18 protein-coding genes are annotated in these 19,410 nt (G+C 72.7%); 8 read left to right on the top strand and 10 right to left on the bottom strand.

Features of this window, described 5'->3' with window-relative positions:
- Positions 1-10 precede the first annotated feature (10 nt).
- Both efeB and efeO read right to left on the bottom strand, forming a co-directional pair.
- Entirely contained in the window at positions 11-1,291 is a 1,281-nt protein-coding gene (efeB, locus tag ACFYUZ_RS02255; RefSeq protein WP_389305498.1) for an iron uptake transporter deferrochelatase/peroxidase subunit, read from the bottom strand.
- 14 nt (positions 1,292-1,305) lie between these two features.
- Positions 1,306-2,460, bottom strand: coding sequence for an iron uptake system protein EfeO (gene efeO / locus ACFYUZ_RS02260; protein WP_389305500.1), 1,155 nt, complete (start codon positions 2,458-2,460; stop codon positions 1,306-1,308).
- A 266-nt stretch (positions 2,461-2,726) separates the two neighbouring features.
- On the opposite strand from efeO, the gene ACFYUZ_RS02265 reads away from it, so the two are divergent.
- Positions 2,727-3,395 (top strand): PhzF family phenazine biosynthesis protein, encoded by a 669-nt coding sequence (locus ACFYUZ_RS02265; protein WP_389305502.1) that lies wholly within the window; start codon positions 2,727-2,729, stop codon positions 3,393-3,395.
- Between the two features lie 36 nt (positions 3,396-3,431).
- Here the strand turns inward: ACFYUZ_RS02265 and ACFYUZ_RS02270 are convergent, their stop codons facing one another.
- Both ACFYUZ_RS02270 and map read right to left on the bottom strand, forming a co-directional pair.
- Entirely contained in the window at positions 3,432-4,082 is a 651-nt protein-coding gene (locus ACFYUZ_RS02270) for a heme oxygenase (biliverdin-producing) (protein WP_389305504.1), read from the bottom strand.
- A 115-nt stretch (positions 4,083-4,197) separates the two neighbouring features.
- Positions 4,198-5,055 (bottom strand): type I methionyl aminopeptidase, encoded by an 858-nt coding sequence (map, locus tag ACFYUZ_RS02275; RefSeq protein WP_389305506.1) that lies wholly within the window; start codon positions 5,053-5,055, stop codon positions 4,198-4,200.
- 61 nt (positions 5,056-5,116) lie between these two features.
- Here map and ACFYUZ_RS02280 point away from each other — a divergent pair, with 61 nt between their 5' ends.
- On the top strand, positions 5,117-5,350 hold the full coding sequence (locus tag ACFYUZ_RS02280) for a hypothetical protein (RefSeq protein WP_093876397.1): 234 nt from the start codon (positions 5,117-5,119) through the stop codon (positions 5,348-5,350).
- Between the two features lie 27 nt (positions 5,351-5,377).
- On the opposite strand, the gene ACFYUZ_RS02285 is transcribed toward ACFYUZ_RS02280, so the two are convergent.
- Together ACFYUZ_RS02285 and ACFYUZ_RS02290 are read right to left on the bottom strand one after the other, a co-directional pair.
- On the bottom strand, positions 5,378-6,739 hold the full coding sequence (locus ACFYUZ_RS02285; RefSeq protein ID WP_389305508.1) for an MFS transporter: 1,362 nt from the start codon (positions 6,737-6,739) through the stop codon (positions 5,378-5,380).
- 92 nt (positions 6,740-6,831) lie between these two features.
- Positions 6,832-7,434, bottom strand: a complete 603-nt coding sequence (locus ACFYUZ_RS02290; protein WP_389305510.1) for a hypothetical protein — start codon at positions 7,432-7,434, stop codon at positions 6,832-6,834.
- Positions 7,435-7,540: 106 nt separating this feature from the next.
- Between ACFYUZ_RS02290 and npdG the strand changes: the two genes are divergently transcribed.
- Together npdG and ACFYUZ_RS02300 are read left to right on the top strand one after the other, a co-directional pair.
- The gene (gene npdG, locus ACFYUZ_RS02295; protein WP_389305512.1) at positions 7,541-8,239 is read left to right on the top strand and encodes an NADPH-dependent F420 reductase; all 699 of its coding nucleotides are present in this window, start codon (positions 7,541-7,543) and stop codon (positions 8,237-8,239) included.
- An 80-nt stretch (positions 8,240-8,319) separates the two neighbouring features.
- Complete coding sequence (locus tag ACFYUZ_RS02300; protein WP_389305514.1) at positions 8,320-8,508, top strand: hypothetical protein; 189 nt, start codon at positions 8,320-8,322, stop codon at positions 8,506-8,508.
- Here the strand turns inward: ACFYUZ_RS02300 and ACFYUZ_RS02305 are convergent.
- Positions 8,505-9,299: a site-2 protease family protein gene (locus ACFYUZ_RS02305; protein WP_389305516.1), complete on the bottom strand. Its 795-nt coding sequence runs from the start codon at positions 9,297-9,299 to the stop codon at positions 8,505-8,507. The two genes, ACFYUZ_RS02300 and ACFYUZ_RS02305, sit on opposite strands and share 4 nt — an antisense overlap.
- 143 nt (positions 9,300-9,442) lie before the next feature.
- Between ACFYUZ_RS02305 and ACFYUZ_RS02310 the strand changes: the two genes are divergently transcribed.
- A complete protein-coding gene (locus ACFYUZ_RS02310; protein WP_389305518.1) occupies positions 9,443-12,739 on the top strand; it encodes a BTAD domain-containing putative transcriptional regulator in 3,297 nt (1,098 codons plus the stop codon).
- Positions 12,740-12,754: 15 nt separating this feature from the next.
- Here ACFYUZ_RS02310 and ACFYUZ_RS02315 read toward each other — a convergent pair whose 3' ends face one another.
- The 3 genes from ACFYUZ_RS02315 to panB form a co-directional block, all read right to left on the bottom strand.
- Entirely contained in the window at positions 12,755-13,615 is an 861-nt protein-coding gene (locus ACFYUZ_RS02315; RefSeq protein WP_389305520.1) for an ABC transporter permease, read from the bottom strand.
- Positions 13,612-14,622: an ATP-binding cassette domain-containing protein gene (locus ACFYUZ_RS02320; RefSeq protein WP_389305522.1), complete on the bottom strand. Its 1,011-nt coding sequence runs from the start codon at positions 14,620-14,622 to the stop codon at positions 13,612-13,614. Before ACFYUZ_RS02320 ends, ACFYUZ_RS02315 begins: the two co-directional genes overlap by 4 nt.
- 99 nt (positions 14,623-14,721) lie before the next feature.
- On the bottom strand, positions 14,722-15,585 hold the full coding sequence (gene panB / locus ACFYUZ_RS02325) for a 3-methyl-2-oxobutanoate hydroxymethyltransferase (RefSeq protein ID WP_389305524.1): 864 nt from the start codon (positions 15,583-15,585) through the stop codon (positions 14,722-14,724).
- Between the two features lie 189 nt (positions 15,586-15,774).
- Here panB and ACFYUZ_RS02330 point away from each other — a divergent pair, with 189 nt between their 5' ends.
- The 3 genes from ACFYUZ_RS02330 (at position 15,775) to ACFYUZ_RS02340 (ending at position 19,394) form a co-directional block, all read left to right on the top strand.
- Positions 15,775-17,421, top strand: a complete 1,647-nt coding sequence (locus tag ACFYUZ_RS02330; protein ID WP_389305526.1) for an MFS transporter — start codon at positions 15,775-15,777, stop codon at positions 17,419-17,421.
- Between the two features lie 91 nt (positions 17,422-17,512).
- Positions 17,513-18,169: a TetR/AcrR family transcriptional regulator gene (locus ACFYUZ_RS02335; protein ID WP_389305528.1), complete on the top strand. Its 657-nt coding sequence runs from the start codon at positions 17,513-17,515 to the stop codon at positions 18,167-18,169.
- Between the two features lie 202 nt (positions 18,170-18,371).
- Complete coding sequence (locus ACFYUZ_RS02340; RefSeq protein WP_389305530.1) at positions 18,372-19,394, top strand: endonuclease/exonuclease/phosphatase family protein; 1,023 nt, start codon at positions 18,372-18,374, stop codon at positions 19,392-19,394.
- Positions 19,395-19,410 lie beyond the last annotated feature (16 nt).

Raw genomic sequence — 19,410 nt, forward strand, 5'->3', positions numbered from 1 at the left:
TCCTCCTCGGCTACGCGAACAGCGCCCGGCCCCACCAGTCGTCCTTGTCACGGACGCCCGGCGGGACGGCGAAGAGCGCCGAACCCACGTGCTGTGTGTACTCGTTGAGCGCGTCGGCCTTGGCCAGCGAACTCTGCACCGGGATGAAGCCGGTGCGGACGTCCTTCTGGTACGCCAGGAAGAACAGGCCCGCGTCCAGACGGCCGAGGCCGTCCGTGCCGTCGGTGAAGGAGTAGCCGCGGCGAAGGATCGTCGCCCCGTTGTTGCTGTCCGGGTGGGCGAGCCGGACGTGCGAGTCCGGCTTCATCGCCTTCAGGAACGGCTCGTCGTGCTCCTTGGCCTTGCCGACCGGGGCGCCTTCCTTCTTGTCCCGGCCGAAGATGTCCTCCTGCTCGGAGAGCGGGGTGCGGTCCCAGGTCTCGACGTTCATGCGGATGCGACGGGCGACGAGGTACGAGCCGCCGTCCATCCAGGCCGCGGCGCCCTCGGCGTCCTTGCCCGACACCCACACGTGCTTCGCGAGCCGCTCGGTCTCGGTGCCCGCGATGTTGCGGGTGCCGTCCTTGAAGCCGAAGAGGTTGCGCGGGGTCTGGGCGTCCGGAGTGGTCGAGGACGTCTTGCCGAAGCCCAGCTGCGACCAGCGCACCGCCACCTTGCCGAAGCCGATCCGGGCGAGGTTGCGGATGGCGTGCACGGCGACCTGCGGGTCGTCCGCGCAGGCCTGCACGCAGATGTCGCCGCCGCTGCGCGCCGGGTCCAGGTTGTCGCCCGGGAACTTGGGCAGGTCCACCAGGGCCCCGGGCCGCTTGTCCTTCAGCCCGAAGCGGCCGTCGAAGAGCGAGGGGCCGAAGCCGATGGTGAGGGTGAGGCGGGAGGGCTTGAGGCCCAGGGCCTCGCCCGTGTCGTCCGGCGGAGCCTCCGGCAGGCCGCCGTAGGCGCCCTCGCCGACCTCGGCGCCGGCCGTCATGCGCTCGGCGGCCCGGGTCCAGTCCTTGAGGAGCTGGACCAGCTCGTCGCGGTCCTTCGTCTTCACGTCGAAGGAGGCGAAGTGCAGTCGGTCCTGCACGGCGGTGGCGATGCCGGCCTGGTGCGGGCCGTGGAAGGGGACGGCCCCGCCGCTCTCGGCGACCGGGACGGTGGGGTCGCCGTCGCGGGTCAGCGCGACGGCGCCGCCGGCCGCGGCGGCACCGAGCGCGAGCCCGGCACCGCCCCAGCCGATGACCTTGCGACGGGAGGGCGCGGCGGTCTGCTCCGCGGCGGCCTGCTCCGTGGTGGTGGTCTCGTCGGTCATGGCTCTTCCCCCTGTTACTTCACGACCGCGGCGGCGAGCTTGGAGAGCGGCTCGGCCAGGGCGTTGACGCCGTCCGACAGCTCCTTGCGCTCGGGCTTGCCGACCTTCTCGTACGAGGTGAAGACGTAGCCGCTCTTGTCCGTGCGGTACTTGTCGAGCAGCGTGTTCAGCGCGGCGAACTGCTTGTCGAGTTCGGCGACGAGCTTCGGGTCGTTCTTCGAGGCGACCGGCTTGAGCAGCTCGAAGGACTTCTGCGCGCCCTCGACGTTCGCCTTGAAGTCGACGAGGTCGGTGTGGGAGTAGCGCTCCTCCTCGCCGGTGACCTTGCCGGTGGCGACCTCGTCCAGGAGCTCCTTGGCGCCGTTGGCCATGGAGGTCGGGGTGATCTCGGCCTTGCCGACCCGCTTCTGCCAGTCCGCGAGGTCCTTGTCGAGGAGGTCGGCGAGCTGCTTCTCGCGGTCGCCGATCTTCTTGTCCTGCCAGAGGGCCTTCTCCAGGCGGTGCCAGCCGGTCCAGTCCTTCGCCGGGTCCTGGCCGTCCTCCAGGCCGTCCTCGCGGACGTCGACCTTGGGGTCGATGTCGCCGAAGGACTCGGCGACCGGCTCGGTGCGCTCCCAGCCGATGCGGGACTCGGCGTAGGCCTTCTTCGCGGCCTCGACGTCACCGGCGCGGACGGCGTCGGTGAAGACCTTGACCTTGGGGAGGGTCTCGTCGGCCTGCGCCTGGACGTACTGGCGGTAGGCGGCGACGGCGGCGTCCATCTCGGGGGAGCGCTTGGCGGCGGCCTTGCCGCCGGTGGCCTTGACCTGCTGGCGGATGCCGTCGCCCTTCATGCCGGGCTTGCAGGCGATGGCGTAGTCGCCGGCCTTGATCTCGGCGGTGATGGTGGCCTTGGTGCCGGGGCCGATGTTCTCGCGCTCGGTGACGATCCGGTCGTCCGGGAAGAGGACGTAGACTTCGGTGATCTTGGAGCCGCGGTTCTCGACGGCCAGCTTCACGTGCCCGGCGGGGAACTCCTTCTTGGAGACCTCGCAGGAGTCGTCCTTGGCCACGACGGTGATGGCGTCGTCGGCCGCCTTGGAGTCGCTTTTCTCGGCGCAGCCCGTGACGGCGGTCAGAGCAGCCGCGGTCGCGGCGGCGGTGACGACGGAGAAGCGGACGGCTCGCATGGGGACTCCAGGAACGCGGGGACGGACTGAGGCGGACCTAACTTAACCGAGGCTTACCTCAGCAGTGCCCACGCGTCCAGTGATTCAGCTCTCAGGCCGGGCGTACCGGACACGGCGGGGTCACGGGGGCCTCATGAGCCCCTCATGGCTTGGTCAAGGGAGGGTCAAGCGAGACGGAATGTCCCGTTTCCGGTTACGCCTCGGTAGGGCCGTGGGGAAACGGTCGTACGGTCCTGTCGACGTGCGGCGGGTGGTTGAATTCCGCCATGAACACGACCGCCACTGACATCGACGTCCTCAGGGTCTTCTGTGCGGGAGACGGCCGGCACGGCAACCGTCTCGGGGTCGTGCGGGACGCCCGTACCCACCCCGACGAGTCCTCGCGGCAGGCGCTCGCGAAGGAACTCGGCTTCAGCGAGACGGTGTTCGTGGACGACCCGGAGCGCGGGATCGTCGACATCTACACGCCCGGCCTGCGGCTGCCGTTCGCCGGGCACCCGCTCGTCGGCGCCGCCTGGCTGCTCGACCTGGAGGTCGTCCACCCGCCCGCCGGCGAGGTGTGGGTGCGCGGCGACGGCGAGTTCACCTGGATCGAGGCGCGCGCCGAGTGGGCGCCGCCCCGCACCCTGCGCCAGTACGGCTCCGTCGCCGAGGTCGACGCCCTGGAGGTGCCCGAGCCGGGGGAGTGGGTCTACGCCTGGGCCTGGGAGGAGGAGGCCGCCGGCCGGATCCGGGCGCGCGGCTTCCCGGGACGCGGGGACGGCATCGACGAGGACGAGGCGACCGGCGCGGCCGCCCTGCTCCTCACGGCGGAACTGGGCCGGGCCCTGAACATCACGCAGGGCCGCGGCTCCCAGCTCCTCACCGCCCCCGGCCCCGGCGGCATCGTGGAGCTGGGCGGCCGGGTCCTCCTGGAGGGGACGCTCACGCGCTAGGGGCCCTCGTGCGAGGGGCCCCGGGCCGGGGCCGCTTCAGGCGCTGAGGGAGTACTCCCCGCCCAGCTCGCGGAAGACCGCGGTGTTGAAGTCGAAGGCGCGCCTGCACTCGTCGACGATCCGCTGTTTCTCCAGGTCGTCGGCGTCCACCCCGTCGAGCAGTTCCCGGTACGCCCGCTTGAACGCCGCCGGGTTGGAGATCTCCTCGAAGACGTAGAAGCGGACCCCGTCCCCCTTGCGGTCGAAGCCCCAGGTCCGCTCCGCCTTGTCGCGGATGATCTGACCGCCCGACAGGTCGCCCAGGTAGCGCGTGTAGTGGTGGGCCACATAGCCGGCGGGCCAGCCGCGGGCGCACTCCGCGACCCGCTCGGCGTAGGCGGCGGTGGCGGGCAGCGGGGAGACCCCGGCGCGCCAGTCCGGGCCCCGCAGGTGGGCGAGGTCCTGCTCCAGGGCGGCCGTGCGGAACAGCTCGGGCTGTATGAACGGACCGGCGACCGGGTCCTCGCGGAGCGCCTCCGCGCCCTCCTCCAGGGCCCGGTACACGAACCAGAGCTGCTCGGTGTAGCGCGCGTACGCGTCGACGGCGAGCCGCCCGCCCAGCAGGTCGCTCATGAAGGACGACGTCTCCGCCTCCGTGTGCTGCTCGTGCGAAGCCGTGCGGATCAACGTGGAGAAGGGCGTGTCCAAGGCGGGCCTCCGAGACCGATGGGACGGGAACCAGTGACGATCCTGCCGAGTTAGGCTTGCCTAAGTCAACTGGTTCCCGACGTCCTGTCGGTAAAAACGCTACCCGTTCGAGCGGTCAGGGCAACGTGAGGATTTCGGCCCCGTCGTCGGTCACCACGAGCGTGTGCTCGAACTGCGCCGTCCGCTTCCGGTCCTTGGTCACCACGGTCCAGCCGTCGTCCCACATGTCGTAGTCGTGGGTCCCGAGCGTCAGCATCGGCTCGATCGTGAACGTCATGCCGGTCTTGATCTCGGTGGTGTGGTGGGGCGAGTCGTAGTGCGGCACGATCAGGCCGGAGTGGAACGACGAGTTGATGCCGTGCCCCGTGAAGTCGCGCACGACCCCGTAGCCGAAGCGCTTGGCGTACGACTCGATGACCCGCCCGATGATGTTGATCTGGCGGCCCGGCTTCACCGCCTTGATGGCCCGGTTGAGGGACTCCCGGGTGCGCTCCACGAGCAGCCGCGACTCCTCGTCGACGTCGCCGCAGAGGTACGTGGCGTTGTTGTCGCCGTGGACGCCGTTGATGTACGCGGTGACGTCCAGGTTCACGATGTCGCCGTCCCGCAGGACGGTGGAGTCCGGGATCCCGTGGCAGATGACCTCGTTGATCGAGGCGCACAGCGACTTCGGGAAGCCGCGGTAGCCCAGCGTGGACGGGTAGGCGCCGTGGTCGCACATGTACTCGTGCGCGACCCGGTCGAGCTCGTCGGTGGTGACGCCCGGGGCGATGTGCTTGGCGGCCTCCTCCATCGCCTGCGCGGCGATGCGGCCGGCGATCCGCATCCGCTCGATGGTGTCGGAATCCTGCACCTCGGGCCCGGTGTACGGGGCCGGGGCGGGCTTCCCGACGTACTCGGGACGGCGGATGGAGCCCGGAACGGAGCGATGGGGGGAGAGCTCCCCCGGTACGAGAAGCGACTGGCCAGACATGCCAGCGAGTCTAACGACCGGGTCTGGGGCAGCATGGTCCCGAAGGAAGGAGCCGAAGACGATGGCCCTGTTCAAGAAGCGCACCACGGGCAAACCGGGCGAGTGGTACTACTGCCTGGAACACAAGAAGGTCGAGGAGGGCCCCGAGTGCCCGGCGAAGAACCGCTTCGGCCCGTACGCCAGCCGTGAGGAGGCCTCCCACGCCATGGAGACCGCCCGCGACCGGAACCTGGAGTGGGAGACCGACCCCCGCTGGCACGACGCCGCCGGGAAGGACCGCACGGAGGACGAGTAACACCCCCGCGGGGGCGGCCGGGACCCGTCAGACGGTTCCGGCCGCCTCCTCCCGCGTGCCCTCCTCCCGGGCGCCCTCCCGCTGGGCCCCTTCCCGCTGGGCCCCTTCCCGCTGGGCCTTCCGGCGCAGCGAGTCCTCGTCCGTCGCGGAGTCGTACGCGAGGAGCCTCGGCAGCGCCAGACAGAGCAGCCCCACCGAGGCCACGCACGCCACGCCGCCCGTCCAGACGGCCGCCCGGGTGCCGGTCCAGCCGGCCATCGCGCCCGCCCGGACCTGGCCCAGCTGCGGGCCCACGCTGTAGGAGAGCACCTCGATGCCGGCGAGCCGGCCGCGCAGCTCCTCCGGGATCGTCTGGTTCCAGATCGTGGCGCGCCCGAGCCCGCTCAGCATGTCGCCCGCGCCCGCCAGGCCCAGGCAGAGCAGCACCAGCCACACGTTCCCGAACCAGCCGGCCGCCGCGATCGCCAGACCCCAGCCGGCCGCGCCACCGGCCACGAGCAGCCCGTGCCGCCGCACCTTCGAGGTCCAGCCGCTGGTCAGGCCCAGGACCAGCGAGCCGATCGAACCCGCCGCGTACATCAGGCCCAGCGACCAGTCCGCGTCCAGCTCGTCCGCGAGGAACGGGAAGATCGTGTTCGGGAAGGCGAACAGCATCGCCGCCAGGTCGATCACGTACGTGCCGAGCAGGACCGGCCGCGACCAGGCGTACCGCGCGCCCTCCGCGATGCCCCGCAGCGAGGGCTTCTCCGCGTCGTGCGCGGCCGGCGCGGGGGAGAGCCGGCGGCACATCAGGACCGAGACCGTGAAACAGACGACCGTCACCCCGTACGCGGGCGCGTGGCCCGCGTACGCCACCACCAGACCCGCGACCGCCGGACCCGCGATCGAGCCGATCTGCCAGCGCAGCGAGTTCAGCGCGGCCGCCGCCGTCTGCTGCTCGTGCGGCACGATCCGGGCGAGCAGCGAGTCGAGCGCCGGACGCTGGAGCCCCGCGAGCGCCGACACCCCGGCCGCCACCACGTACAGCGGCCAGAGCATCGGCTCCGGGAGCAGCGCGTCGACCAGCAGGAGCACGGCGATCAGGCCGAGCCCCGCCTCCGTCCAGAGGATCACCTTCCGACGGTCGACCGCGTCCGCGAGCGCCCCGCCGTACAGGCCGAACACCACCAGCGGCACCAGCTCGACCGCGCCCATCGCGCCGACCGCCAGCGGCGACCCCGTCAGCTCCTTGATCTGCAGCGGCAGGGCGATCATCGCCGTCGCGCTGCCGAAGTACGTGACGAGCCCCTGCACCCACAGGAGCCGGAAGTCACGGGACGAACGCCACGGCGCCGGATCGGGCAGCAGTGCGGTGAGCCTGGCGAGGAGGGAAGCGAGGGGGGAGGACACGACAGGCCATGCTCCGTCCGCCGGACGCCGGAGACAACCGAATTACGGCGGTACGGGACCGGGGCCCTCCGCAGGCCTGCGGAGGGGGAGACCTACCAGCGGGTCGGGGGCGGGGCCGTCAGACGGTCCGCGAGAGCCGAGAGGCGGTCACGGAAGCGGCGGCCGCCGCGCGGCGACGGCAGGCTGTTCTCCCCGGCCGCCGCGCTCACCAGGTGCTGCACCGTGTCCAGGTCCACCTCCGCCCCCTCCACCACCGTCAGCGCCTCGTGCGCGAGCCCCCGGACCTCCTCGTCGCCCCCGTCCAGCGACAGCACCGTCGCCCCCGCCCGCCGGGCGTCGTGCACCCGCTGGAGCACCCCCGCGTCCGGCCGCCCCGGCGCCACCATCAGCAGCGTCGCCCCGCGCCCCGCCGCCTCCAGGCGCCCCAGCCCGACCGCCAGGTGCGCCGGCGCCCCCGGCCGCACCCGGTGCCGCACGAGCGTCGGCGCCAGCTCCGGCAGCCCCGACCAGGCGGACTCGTCGACCAGATGCGCCGCCAGGTGCCACGGCTCGTACTCCTCCGTGCCCACCAGGAGCAGCCCGCCCCGGTGCGGCACCACCGAGGACCGGAGCGCGCCCGCGAACCGGCGGGCCGCCACCGGCCACTCCGTCCCGGCGAGCACTTCCCGCAGCAACGCGACCCGTACGGCATCCATGGGCCCGCATCCTGCCCCAGCCCGGCCCCGCGCGCGGCCCGGTCGCGGCAGTTCCACCCGTACGGGAGGGGCCCCACGGACCCGACCGGTCGGTAATGTCGGGGCCATGACTACGACTGACAGCAAGCCCGCCCCCAAGGACCCGTGGGACCTCCCCGACGTCTCCGGTCTCGTCGTCGGCGTCCTCGGCGGCACCGGCGACCAGGGCCGCGGCCTCGCCTACCGGCTCGCCAGGGCCGGCCAGAAGGTGATCATCGGCTCCCGCGCCGCCGAGCGCGCGCGGGACGTGGCGGCGGAGATCGGCCACGGCGTCGAGGGCGCCGACAACGCCGAGACCGCCCGCCGCAGTGACGTCGTCATCGTCGCCGTGCCGTGGGACGGCCACGCCAAGACCCTGGAGTCGCTGCGCGAGGAACTCCGCGGCAAGCTCGTCGTGGACTGCGTCAACCCCCTCGGCTTCGACAAGAAGGGCGCCTACGCCCTCAAGCCCGAGGAGGGCTCCGCCGCCGAGCAGGCCGCCGCGCTCCTCCCGGACTCCCGGGTCGCCGCCGCCTTCCACCACCTCTCCGCCGTCCTCCTCAAGGACACCTCCATCGAGGAGATCGACACGGACGTCATGGTCCTCGGCGAGGAGCGCGCCGACGTCGAGATCGTCCAGGCCCTCGCCGGCCGCATCGCCGGCATGCGCGGCGTCTTCGCCGGACGGCTGAGGAACGCCCACCAGGTCGAGTCGCTCGTCGCCAACCTGATCTCCGTCAACCGCCGCTACAAGGCCCACGCGGGGCTGCGGGTCACCGACGTCTGAGCCGGAGACCGGACCCTTCGGGGCATGGGGGACACTGGACGGGCACCATCAGCCGTACCCGCCCGACAGGAGCCGACCCCATGCCCCGCCTCGCCCTCTACGCCCTCGTGGTCTGCGCCCTGGCCGTCACCGCGGCCGTCGTCTCCTTCGTCCAGGGCAGCTTCCTCGGCATCGTCTGGGTCCTCCTCGCCGGCCTCTCCTCCAACATGGCCTGGTACTACCTCCGCCGCGCGAAGGCCGAGAAGGCCGCGGCGGCCGTGGAGTCCTAGATCCGGCAGAACTCCGGGGCCTCCTCCCAGAACCGGAACAGCTGCGAGCCGCAGTACCGGCTCAGCTCCGGCACCCCGAGGGACCGCATCAGGGCGTCGATCGCGTCGAAGAAGGCGTTGTTGACCGCCGGCACGAACAGCAGCGCGATCACCACGAAGAAGCCGTACGGCGCGTACGGCTCGATCTGCCGCTTCACCCTGTACGACAGCCAGGGCTCCACCACGCCGTAGCCGTCGAGCCCCGGCACCGGCAGGAGGTTCAGGAGCGCGGCCGTCACCTGGAGGAACGCCAGGAACGCCAGCGCGAACCGGAAGGCGGACGGCACGCCGTCGAGCGCGCCCAGCCAGAACGGCGCCGTGCAGACGAGCGCGAAGAGCACATTGGCCAGCGGGCCCGCCGCCGAGATCAGACTGTGCTTCCAGCGGCCCCTGATCCGGCCCTGCTCGATGAAGACCGCGCCGCCCGGCAGACCGATCCCGCCCATGATCACGAACAGCACCGGCAGGACGACGCTCAGCACGGCGTGCGTGTACGCCAGCGGATTCAGGGTCAGATAGCCCTTCGCGCCCACCGTGATGTCCCCGCCGTACAGGGCCGTCCGGGCGTGCGCGTACTCGTGCAGACAGAGCGACACGACCCACGCCGAGGTCACGAAGAGGAACACCGCGAGGCCGGGCGAGGCGGCGAAGCCCGTCCACACCGCCCACCCGGTGACGGCCGTGACGGCGAGGATCGCCAGGAAGACGGGGCTGATCCGCCGCTCGTGGTGCCGGGTGGTGGCCGTGGTCATGGAGGGGTCTCCCAGGGACGAAGGGCTGCTGCCGGGGAAACGTACCGGTCCCCGGGGGGAGTTCCACCCCCGCGGTGGGCGTCGCCCGCGCGGCGGGCGGTCCCGGCGGGGAGCCGTGCGGCGGTCTCGCGGAGAATGGGCCCGTGCGTTACTCCGTCCTCGGCCCGACCCTCGCCCGCACCCCCGACGGCACCGACGTGCCCGTCGGCGGCCCCCGGGTCCGCGCGCTGCTCACCGTCCTCGCCCTGCGGGCCGGCCGGATCGTCCCCGTGTCCGACCTCGTCGACGAGGTGTGGCACGGCGACGAGCCGCCCGCGGACGCGCCCGCCGCGCTCCAGGCCCTCGTGGGGCGGCTCCGCAGGGCCCTCGGCCGGGACCGGGTGGTCTCCGCCGAGGGCGGTTACCGGCTGGACGCCCGGCCCGAGGACGTGGACGTCCGCCGCTTCGAGGGCCTCGCCGCCGAAGGCCTGGCCGCGCTCGGCGTGGCCGACCCCGCACGCGCCGCCGCCCTCCTCGACGAGGCCCTCGGGCTCTGGCGCGGCCCGGCCTTCGCCGACCTGCCGGACCGGGAGGCGGAGGCCGCCCGCTGGGAGGCCCGCCGGCTCGACGCCCGCCGGGCCAGGCTCGACGCCGCCCTCGCGCTCGACGGCGCCGCGGCCGCCCTCCCCGAACTCACCGCCCTCTGCGCCGCACACCCCCTCGACGAGCCCCTCCAGGCCCTGCGGATCCGCGCCCTGCGGGACACCGGCCGGGCGGCCGAGGCCCTCGCCGCGTACGAGTCGGTCCGCCGCGCCCTCGCCACCCGCCTGGGCACGGACCCGTCGCCCGCCCTGCGCGCCCTCCACGCCGAGCTGCTGGCCCCGGAGCCCCCGCGTGCTCCCCTGCGGGGCAATCTGCGCGCCCGGCTGACCAGTTTCGTCGGCCGCGAGGAGGAGATCGCCCTGGTCCGGGACGACCTGCGCGGCGCGCGGCTCGTGACGCTGCTCGGCCCCGGAGGCGCCGGCAAGACCCGGCTCTCCCAGGAGGCGGCCGAGCGGGGGAACGAGGACTGGCCGGACGGCGCCTGGGTGGCGGAGCTCGCTCCCGTACGGGACCCCGAGGCCGTGCCCGAGGCGGTCCTCGCGGCCGTCGGCGCCCGCGAGACCGTGCTCCGCGGCGCCGGGGCCGAGGAGCTGCGGGGCGGCGGCGACCCGCTCGCCCGGCTCGTCGAGCACTGCGCCGGGCGTCGGATGCTCCTCCTCCTCGACAACTGCGAGCACCTCGTCGGCGCGGCCGCCGAACTGGCCGAGACGCTGCTCGCGCGCTGCCCCGGGCTCCGGGTGCTCGCGACGAGCCGGGAGCCGCTGGGCGTCCCGGGGGAGACGCTCCGCCCCCTCGGTCCGCTGCCGACCGGGATGGCGCTGCGGCTCCTCGGGGAGCGCGGCGCCGCGGTCCGTCCGGGATTCCGCGTCGAGGACGACCCGGTCGCCGCGGGCGAGGTCGTGCGCCGGCTCGACGGTCTGCCGCTGGCGATCGAACTGGCGGCTGCGCGGCTGCGGGTGCTGTCCCTGCGCCAGATCGCGGACCGGCTCGACGACCGGTTCCGGCTGCTGACGTCGGGCGCGCGGACGGTGCTGCCGCGTCAGCAGACCCTGCGGGCGGTGGTGGACTGGTCGTGGGAGCTCCTCGACGGGGCCGAGCGGGCGGTGCTGCGGCGGCTCGCGGTCTTCACGGGCGGGTGCGACCTGACGGCGGCGGAGACCGTCTGCGCGGACGAGGCCCCCGCGCCCGCCGCCGTCCTGGACGTGCTCGGCGCCCTGGTGGACAAGTCGCTGGTGGTGGCGGCGCCCGACGGCGGGGGGATGCGGTTCCGGCTCCTGGAGACCGTGGCCGAGTACGCCGGGGAGCGGCTCGACGAGGCGGGGGAGCGGGCGGCGACGGAGCGGCGGCACCTCACGTACTACCGCGAACTCGCCCGCCGCACCGACCCCGAGCTGCGCGGCTCCGGACAGGCGGGGGCCATCGCCCGGTTCGGCACCGAGTACGGGAACATCCGCACCGCCCTGCGCCGGGCCGTCGACGCCCGGGAGGAGGACGAGGCACTGGTCCTCGTCCACTCCCTGCTCTGGTACTGGCAGATGCGCGACCTGCGCGCCGACGCGCTGTACTGGGCGGAGTCCGTCGCCGCGCTCGGCCCCGACCCGTTCGGGACGCCCGCCGCCCCCGTCGTACCGCTGCACGAGCCGTGCACCGCCACGCCTCCGCCGCTCTCCGAGGAGCAGCGCTGGGAGGCCCGGCGCGGGGTGCGGCTGATCGAGCTGATCAACATGGACTACGAGACGGGACGCTGGATGACCCCCGCCGGCGTCGAGCGGCTGCGGCGGATCAACACGATCTATCCGCCGGGGCTCCCGCAGACCTGCCGGCTGCCCGGCTCCTTCACGGTCTTCGCGGTCCTCCTCATGGGCGAACCGGGCCGCATGGGCGAGGCCCTGGAGGCGCACGTCGGCGCCTGCCGCCGCCACGGCGACGAGTGGGAGCTCGCCCACGCCCTCCAGCTGCGCGCCAACATGCTGGCCAACCGGGGCGACCTGGCCGAGCGGGCGAGCGCCGACGCGGAGGAGAGCCTGGAGATCTTCGTCCGCCTCGGGGACGCCTGGGGCGCGGCCGAGGCGCTGTCCTCGCGCGCCGAGGCCCGGGAGCGACGCCTCGAGTTCGAGGGCGCGGCCCAGGACTTCGCCGACGCCATCGCGTACGCGGAGCGGATCGGCGCCCAGTCCCAGATGGCCCTGCTGCGCGCCCGCTACGCCGACATGCTGATCGAGACCGGCCGCGGCGAGGAGGCGGAGCGGATCCTGCGCCAGGTGGTGGAGGGCGAGCACGGGCGCGGCCACGAGCCGATGCTGGCCGGGCGGATCTTCCTGGGGCTGCTGCTGGGCCGGACCGGACGGACGGCCGAGGCCCGCGAGCAACTGGAGCGGCTGCTCGAAGAGTTCCGCTCGGACAGCCTCTTCAGCTCCGAGACGTTCTCCATCTTCGAGGGCTTCGCGCTCGGCAGCCTGGCCTGGGTGTACAACCTGGAGGAGCGGTACGACACGGCGTTCGAGCTGTCCCGGCGGGCGTACGAGCGCTCCCTGGGCGGCCTGTCGCTGATGGTCGCCCCGCAGATGCCGGCGATCCATCTGATCACCGCGGCCTGGGCGCTCGCCGGCTTCGGCGGCCCCCGTGCCCGTACCGCCGCCGTCCTGCTCGGCGGGTACGAGGGGCTGCTGCCGCCGGGGCATCTGGCGCCGCCGATGGAGCGGGAGAACCTGGCGCGGGCGACGGAGCTGTGCCGGTCCGCGCTCGGGGACGGGGAGTTCGAGGCGGCACACGCGGAGGGCGGCGGCCTCTCCAAGGAGGAGGCCGCCGCCCTGCTCGGTCGCGCCGCCGACGCGATCAGTGAGCGCGCCGAGTCATGACCCCCCGGTCGGGACTCAGGTCTTCTTGCGGAACTTGGCGACCGCGAGCGGTGCCGTCACGACGGTGATCAGCGCCGCCCAGCCGAGGGTCATCCACACCGAGTGGGCGACCGGGCCGCCGTTGATCAGGTGACGGGCGGCGTCGGCGAGGTTGGACAGCGGGTTGTAGTCGGTGAAGGTCTGCAGCCAGCCGGGCATCGTCGTCGGCGGGGCGAAGATCGAGGAGCCGAACTGCAGCGGCATCAGGACGAGCATGGCCATGCCCTGGACGGCCTGGGCCGTCTTCATGGTGAGGCCGAGCAGGATGAAGATCCACATCAGCGCGGCGCCGAAGACCATCGACAGACCGATGGCGGCGAGGAGGTGCAGGAACGAGGTGTGGATCGTCAGGCCGAGCAGGAAGCCCATGCCGAGCAGGATCGCGGTGGCGATGAGCATGCGGCCCACCTCGACGACGATCTTCGCGATGAGGACCGAGGACCGGGCGATCGGCATCGTCCGGAAGCGGTCCATGACCCCCTTCTTGAAGTCGTCGTTGATGCCGGTGCCGACGCCCATCGCGATGTTCATGCCCATCATCGCCATCAGGCCGGGCGTCACGTAGTTGACGTAGACGTCGTTGTGGCCCTTGCCGGCGATGGCGCCGCCGAAGACGTACACGAACAGCAGGATGAAGATGATCGGCATCAGGACGGCGTCGAACATCGACTCCGGGTCCTGCTTGATCTGGAGGGCGTTGCGCCGGGCCAGGGCGCCGATGTGGCGGAGGTTGGCCCGCAGGCCGATCCGGCCCTCGGCGACGGGGGCGGTGCGTGCCGCGGCCGGACCCGGATCCCGGGTGTCGGCGGGGGACTTGGTGACAGTGGTCGTGCTCACGCGGCGACCTCCTCGGTGATCGCGTCGGAAAGCTCGGAGTCGGCGGTCTTCTGACCGGTGATCGCGAGGAACACCTCGTCCAGGCTGGGCAGATGGGTGCCGATGTGGGCGATGCCGAAGCCGCGCGCGCCGAGCAGGCCCACGACGGCGGTCAGCTGCTCGTCGGTGAGGATCGGCACGTACAGCACGCCCTCGTCGGGCACGACGGTCGAGCCGGCGACGCCGTCGAGACCGGTCTCGCGGAGCGCGGCGGCCATGGCGGGCAGCCGGTCCGGGTCCACGGGGCGGACCTTCAGGGTCCGGCCGCCGACCTTGGCCTTGAGCTCGTCGACCCCGCCCTTGGCGATGACCTTGCCCCGGTCGATGACGGTCAGCTCGCTCGCGAGCTGCTCCGCCTCCTCCATGTACTGGGTGGTGAGGAGGACGGTGACGCCCTCGGAGACCATGCGCTGCACCTCGTCCCACACCTCGTTGCGGGTGCGGGGGTCGAGGCCGGTGGTCGGCTCGTCCAGGTAGAGGACGGCCGGCTGTCCGATCATGGAGGCGGCGAGGTCGAGGCGGCGCCGCATGCCGCCGGAGTAGTTCATGGCCGGACGCTTGGCGGCCTCGGTGAGGGAGAAGCGCTCCAGCATCTCGTCGGCGCGGCGGCGGGCCTCGGCCCGGGAGAGGTCGAGCAGCCGCCCGATCATGTAGAGGTTCTCCCAGCCGGACAGCTTCTCGTCGACCGAGGCGTACTGACCGGTGAGGCCGATGGTGCGGCGCAGCTGGCGGGGGTGCTTCACCACGTCGTAGCCGGCGACGGTGGCGGTCCCGGCGTCCGGGACGAGGAGGGTGGACAGGCAGCGGACGAGGGTGGTCTTCCCGGCGCCGTTGGGGCCGAGGACCCCGAGGACCGTGCCCTCCCGGACGTCCAGGTCGACCCCGTCGAGGGCCTTCGTCGCGCCGAAGTGCTTCACGAGGCCCCGGACCTCGACGGCGTTGGTGTGTGATCGCGTCATGTCCACCATGGAACAGGGCGCCACCGACAATCCCCCGACAGGTGACCGACAGCCCGCCGATGGGGGATGTCGGCGGGCTGTCGGAGGTGCCGCAGTGGCTTGACGGACCTAGTGGAAGGTGTGCTCCTCGGCGGGGAACGCCCCGCCGCCGACGTCCTCGGCGAAGGCGCGGGCGGCGTCGCCGAGCGTCTCGCGGAGGTTGGCGTACTGCTTGGTGAAGCGGGGCACCTTGCCGCCGGTCAGGCCGGCCATGTCGGTCCAGACGAGGACCTGCGCGTCGGTGCCGGCCCCGGCGCCGATGCCGATGGTCGGGATGTGCAGAGAGCGGGTGACCTCGGCGGCCAGCTCGGCCGGTACGAGCTCCAGGACGACGGCGAAGGCGCCCGCGTCCTGCGCCGCCTTGGCGTCGCTGAGCAGCCGGTGGGCGGCCTCGTCGGAGCGTCCCTGGACCCGGTAGCCCATGGTGTTGACGGACTGCGGGGTGAGCCCCAGGTGGGACATGACGGGGATGCCGGCCTGGACGAGCAGCTCGGTCTGCGGCAGCGAGCGCTCGCCGCCCTCCAGCTTGATCGCGCCGACGCCCGCGTCCTTGACGAGGCGGGTGGCGTTCCGCAGGGCCTGGACGGGCCCCTCCTGGTACGAGCCGAACGGCAGGTCGCCGACGACGAGGGCGCGCTTGGTGCCCCGGACGACGGCGGCGGACAGGAACGTCATCTCGTCCATCGTGACGGGCACGGTGGTCTCGTAGCCGAGGTGACAGTTGCCCATCGAGTCGCCGACGAGGATCACCGGGATGCCGGCCTCGTCGAAGACCGACGCGGTCATCGCGTCGTAGGCGGTGAGCATGGGCCACTTCTCGCCGCGCTCCTTGGCGGCGGCGATGTCGTGGACGGTGATGCGGCGCGTGCCCTTCCCCCCGTACAGCGCCTTGCTGCTGTCGGCGGGCGGTTTCTGGGCAGCCTGAAGCGTCATGGTGAACGGCTCCTCTTGTCATCTCGAGGCGCCCTGTGGCGTCCCCGGACCACGTCCATGGTGGCACTTCGCCGGGCGGGCGGGGAAGTGGGCCGGAGTGGCGCTGTTCACACCGCCGCAACGTAAAGCCTCTGTCAGTTTTTTCGATACGAGACGGTCTCGTATCGAAATGGCTCTAGGGTGGTGGCCATGTCACAGCCGTCCACCGCACCCACCCCGCCCGCCGGGCCCCGCGTCCCCGAGGCCGTCCACCGGCGGCGCTGGGCCGTCCTCGGCGTCCTCATGCTCAGCCTGCTGATCGTCGTCCTCGACAACTCCATCCTGAACGTCGCGGTGAAGACGATCGCCGCCCCCGCGCCCACCGGCATCGGCGCCACCCAGAGCGAGCTGGAGTGGTCCATCAACTCCTACACGCTGGTCTTCGCCGGACTCCTCTTCACCTCCGGCCTGCTCGGCGACCGCCTCGGCCGCAAGAAGGTGCTGCTCTTCGGCATCACCGTCTTCGGCATCGGCTCCGCCCTCGCCGCCCTCTCCGGCTCCCCGGGCGAACTCATCGCCTACCGGGCCGTCATGGGCCTCGGCGCCGCGTTCGTGATGCCCGCGACGCTCGCCGTCCTCATGAACGTCTTCGAACGCGACGAGCAGCCCAAGGCCATCGGCATCTGGGCCGGCAGCGTCGGCCTCGCCATCGCGATCGGCCCCATCACCGGCGGCATCCTCCTCGAACACTTCTGGTGGGGATCGATCTTCCTCGTCAACGTGCCCGTGGTGCTCCTCGCCCTCGCCCTGATGCTGTGGCTCGTGCCCGACTCCCGGGACCCGAGGCCCGGCCGCGTCGACATACCCGGCGTGCTGCTCTCCGTCGTCGGACTCGTCCTCCTCGTGTACGGGATCATCCGCGGCGGCGAACTGGCGAGCTTCACCGACGTGACCGTCGTCGCCCCCGTCCTCGGCGGCCTCGCTGTCCTCGTCGTCTTCGTCCTCCACGAGCGGCGCAGCGACCACCCGGCCATCGACATGTCGTACTTCAAGAAGCCCGCGTTCTCGGCGGCCGTCGCCGCGATCGCCCTCGTCTTCTTCGCCCTCATGGGCGTGACCTTCTTCTCCGCCTTCTACCTGCAGAGCGTGCGCGGCTACACCGCGCTGGAGTCCGGGCTGCTCATCCTGCCGCTCGCCGTCGCGCAGATGGTCTTCGCGCCCCGGGCCCGGCTCGTCGTCGAGCGCTTCGGCGCCCGGGCCGTCTGCACCGGCGGCATGCTGCTCGTCGCCGCCGGCCTGGCCGCCTTCGCCTTCTTCGAGGCCGACACCCCCGTCTGGGTCCTGGAGGTCGTCTTCTTCCTCCAGGGCGCGGGCATGGCGCACATCATGCCGCCGGTCACCGTCGCGATCATGCAGGCGCTGCCCCGCGAGAAGGCGGGCTCCGGCTCCGCGATCAACAACACCTTCCGGCAGGTCGGCGGCGCGCTGGGCGTGGCCGTCCTCGGCTCGGTGCTCTCCTCCACGTACCGGGGCGAGATCGAGGGACACCTGGGCGGCGTCCCGGCGGCCCTGCGCGACACGGCGGGCGAGTCCGTCGAGGCCACGCTCGCGGTCGCCGCGAAGCTCGGCCCGGCGGGCAAGGACCTGGTCGGCCCCGCGTACACGGCCTTCCTGGACGCCATGCACGTCACGGCGATCGCCTCGGCGGCGATCGGCCTGGCGGGAGCGGCGGTCGTGGCCGCCTTCCTCCCGGGGCGGGCGAATCCCGGCGGGTCCGGTGCCGGTGCGGGCGCCGGTGCGGCCGCGGCTCCGGCCCCGACGGCCGCGACGGCCACGGACAAGGCGCCGACCGGCTAGCCGACGCCCCGCCCGCGACGGGCGGGGCCCGGCGGGGCGCGGGGGAGAATCGGGGGGCGACAGGCAGTACCCGACGAGAGACGGAGCGCACGTGTCCCTGCAGGACGGCGGGAACCCCGACCCCCAGGACGACGGACCGAAGGCCGACGCGCCCGCGCCGGAGGCGGCCCGGCGGGGGCGGCCGCGGTCCGAGGCGGTCGAACAGGCCATCTTCGACGCGGTCGTCGGCCTCCTGGAGGAGGGCGTCCCGCTCACCGAGCTGTCCATCGAGCGGATCGCCCGCACCGCCGGGGTCGGCAAGGCCACCATCTACCGCCGCTGGCCCGGCAAGGAGGAGCTCTTCGTCGAGCTCCTGCGCTCCGTGGAGCCCGGGGACCCGGTGCTCACCGGCACCTCGGTCCGGGACGACCTCGTCATGCTCCTGGAGACGCTGCGGCGGCGCGGCCTCGCCAAGCGGTCCTCCGCCCTGCTCCACAACGTCTTCTCGCAGATGCAGGCCTATCCCAAGCTGTGGGAGGCCTACCAGAAGACCGTCATCGAACCGCGCCGCCGCCTCGGCATGGACACGGTGCGGCGCGGCATGGAGCTGGGGGAGATCCGCGACGACCTCGACGTCGAGTTCGTGAACGACCTCTTCATAGGGCCCCTACTCCTGCGCACCGTCATCAGGCCCGGCGCCCCCCTGGAGCCGGGGCTCGCCGAGCGGGTCGTCGACGCCGTCATGGAGGGCCTGCGCCCCCGTACCTGACAGAACCCCGCACCACCGCCCCGACCCGTACGAATGTGCGCGTTCTGTCACAGCCTCCCCGCCCGCGCCACCTGCAGGAACCCGCCACGCGCCCGTGTCGTCCCTGGGGGAGTGCGACGGACCCGTCATCGCCTAGTGTCGACGTCGGGTCACGGAGCGGGACAGCAGTGCGGCAAGGCAGCAAGGCAGTGAGGACAGTGCGATGGCGCGGGTGGACATGACGGAGACCGACCACGGCGGCGCGGGGAGCGGGCGCCCCCGGTCCCGGTTCCGGACCGCGCTCGACGGGCTCCGCCGCGACCGCGGGATCTGGCGCCGGGGCATCCTGCTCGCCGTGACGGCGGTGGCGCTCACGCTGCTCATGGTGTTCCACTCCGACATCCCCAACCGGATCGGCAACCTGGGCAGCCTCACCGAGACCTTCCTGCCCTGGCTCGGCCTCTTCGTGCCGGTCCTGCTGGTGCTCGCCCTCGTGCGGCGCTCCGCGACCGCGCTGATCGCCCTGCTGCTGCCGGCCGTGGTGTGGCTCAACCTCTTCGGCGGTCTCGTCGCCGACAAGTCGGCCCCCGGCGGCGACCTGACCGTCGCCACCCACAACGTGAACGCCGACAACCCCGACCCCGAGGGCACGGCCCGCCTGCTGGCCGCCTCCGACGCCGACGTGCTCGCCCTGGAGGAGCTGAAGGGCGACATGGTCCCGGTCTACGAGAAGAGCCTCGCGGAGACCTACCCGTACCACTCCGTCCAGGGCACGGTCGGCCTCTGGAGCAAGCTGCCGCTGCGGGCCGCGCAGCCCGTCGACATCCACATGGGCTGGACCCGCGCCATGCGCGCCTCGGTCGTCACGCCGAAGGGCGAGGTGGCCGTGTACGTCGCCCACCTCCCGTCCGTCCGGGTCAAGCTGAACGCCGGCTTCACCGCCAACCAGCGCGACACCAGCGCCAACGCCCTCGGCGAGGCCATCGCCGACGACCGGCACGAGCGGATCGTCCTCCTCGGCGACCTCAACGGCACCATGAACGACCGCGCCCTCAACGCCGTCACCTCGCAGCTGCGCTCCACCCAGGGCGCGGCGGGCGACGGCTTCGGCTTCAGCTGGCCGGCCTCGTTCCCGATGGCCCGGATCGACCAGATCATGGTCAAGGGCGTCGAGCCGGTGTCCTCCTGGGCGCTGCCGGAGACGAGGAGCGACCACCTCCCGATCGCCGCCCGTGTGGAGCTCTGAAACCCTCCCTTCATCC

This window comes from Streptomyces sp. NPDC004266, from assembly GCF_042874095.1.
Taxonomy (GTDB): Bacteria; Actinomycetota; Actinomycetes; order Streptomycetales; family Streptomycetaceae; genus Streptomyces.

Excerpts from the sequence above, each read along its gene's own strand:
- ACFYUZ_RS02330 (WP_389305526.1), top strand. The coding sequence starts at position 15,775 with ATGTCACAGCCGTCCACCGCACCCACCCCGCCCGCCGGGCCCCGCGTC.
- ACFYUZ_RS02290 (WP_389305510.1), bottom strand. The coding sequence starts at position 7,434 with ATGGATGCCGTACGGGTCGCGTTGCTGCGGGAAGTGCTCGCCGGGACG.
- npdG (WP_389305512.1), top strand. The coding sequence starts at position 7,541 with ATGACTACGACTGACAGCAAGCCCGCCCCCAAGGACCCGTGGGACCTC.
- ACFYUZ_RS02340 (WP_389305530.1), top strand. The coding sequence starts at position 18,372 with ATGGCGCGGGTGGACATGACGGAGACCGACCACGGCGGCGCGGGGAGC.
- efeO (WP_389305500.1), bottom strand. The coding sequence starts at position 2,460 with ATGCGAGCCGTCCGCTTCTCCGTCGTCACCGCCGCCGCGACCGCGGCT.
- ACFYUZ_RS02280 (WP_093876397.1), top strand. The coding sequence starts at position 5,117 with ATGGCCCTGTTCAAGAAGCGCACCACGGGCAAACCGGGCGAGTGGTAC.
- ACFYUZ_RS02265 (WP_389305502.1), top strand. The coding sequence starts at position 2,727 with ATGAACACGACCGCCACTGACATCGACGTCCTCAGGGTCTTCTGTGCG.
- efeB (WP_389305498.1), bottom strand. The coding sequence starts at position 1,291 with ATGACCGACGAGACCACCACCACGGAGCAGGCCGCCGCGGAGCAGACC.
- ACFYUZ_RS02320 (WP_389305522.1), bottom strand. The coding sequence starts at position 14,622 with ATGGTGGACATGACGCGATCACACACCAACGCCGTCGAGGTCCGGGGC.
- ACFYUZ_RS02300 (WP_389305514.1), top strand. The coding sequence starts at position 8,320 with ATGCCCCGCCTCGCCCTCTACGCCCTCGTGGTCTGCGCCCTGGCCGTC.
- map (WP_389305506.1), bottom strand. The coding sequence starts at position 5,055 with ATGTCTGGCCAGTCGCTTCTCGTACCGGGGGAGCTCTCCCCCCATCGC.
- panB (WP_389305524.1), bottom strand. The coding sequence starts at position 15,585 with ATGACGCTTCAGGCTGCCCAGAAACCGCCCGCCGACAGCAGCAAGGCG.
- ACFYUZ_RS02305 (WP_389305516.1), bottom strand. The coding sequence starts at position 9,299 with ATGACCACGGCCACCACCCGGCACCACGAGCGGCGGATCAGCCCCGTC.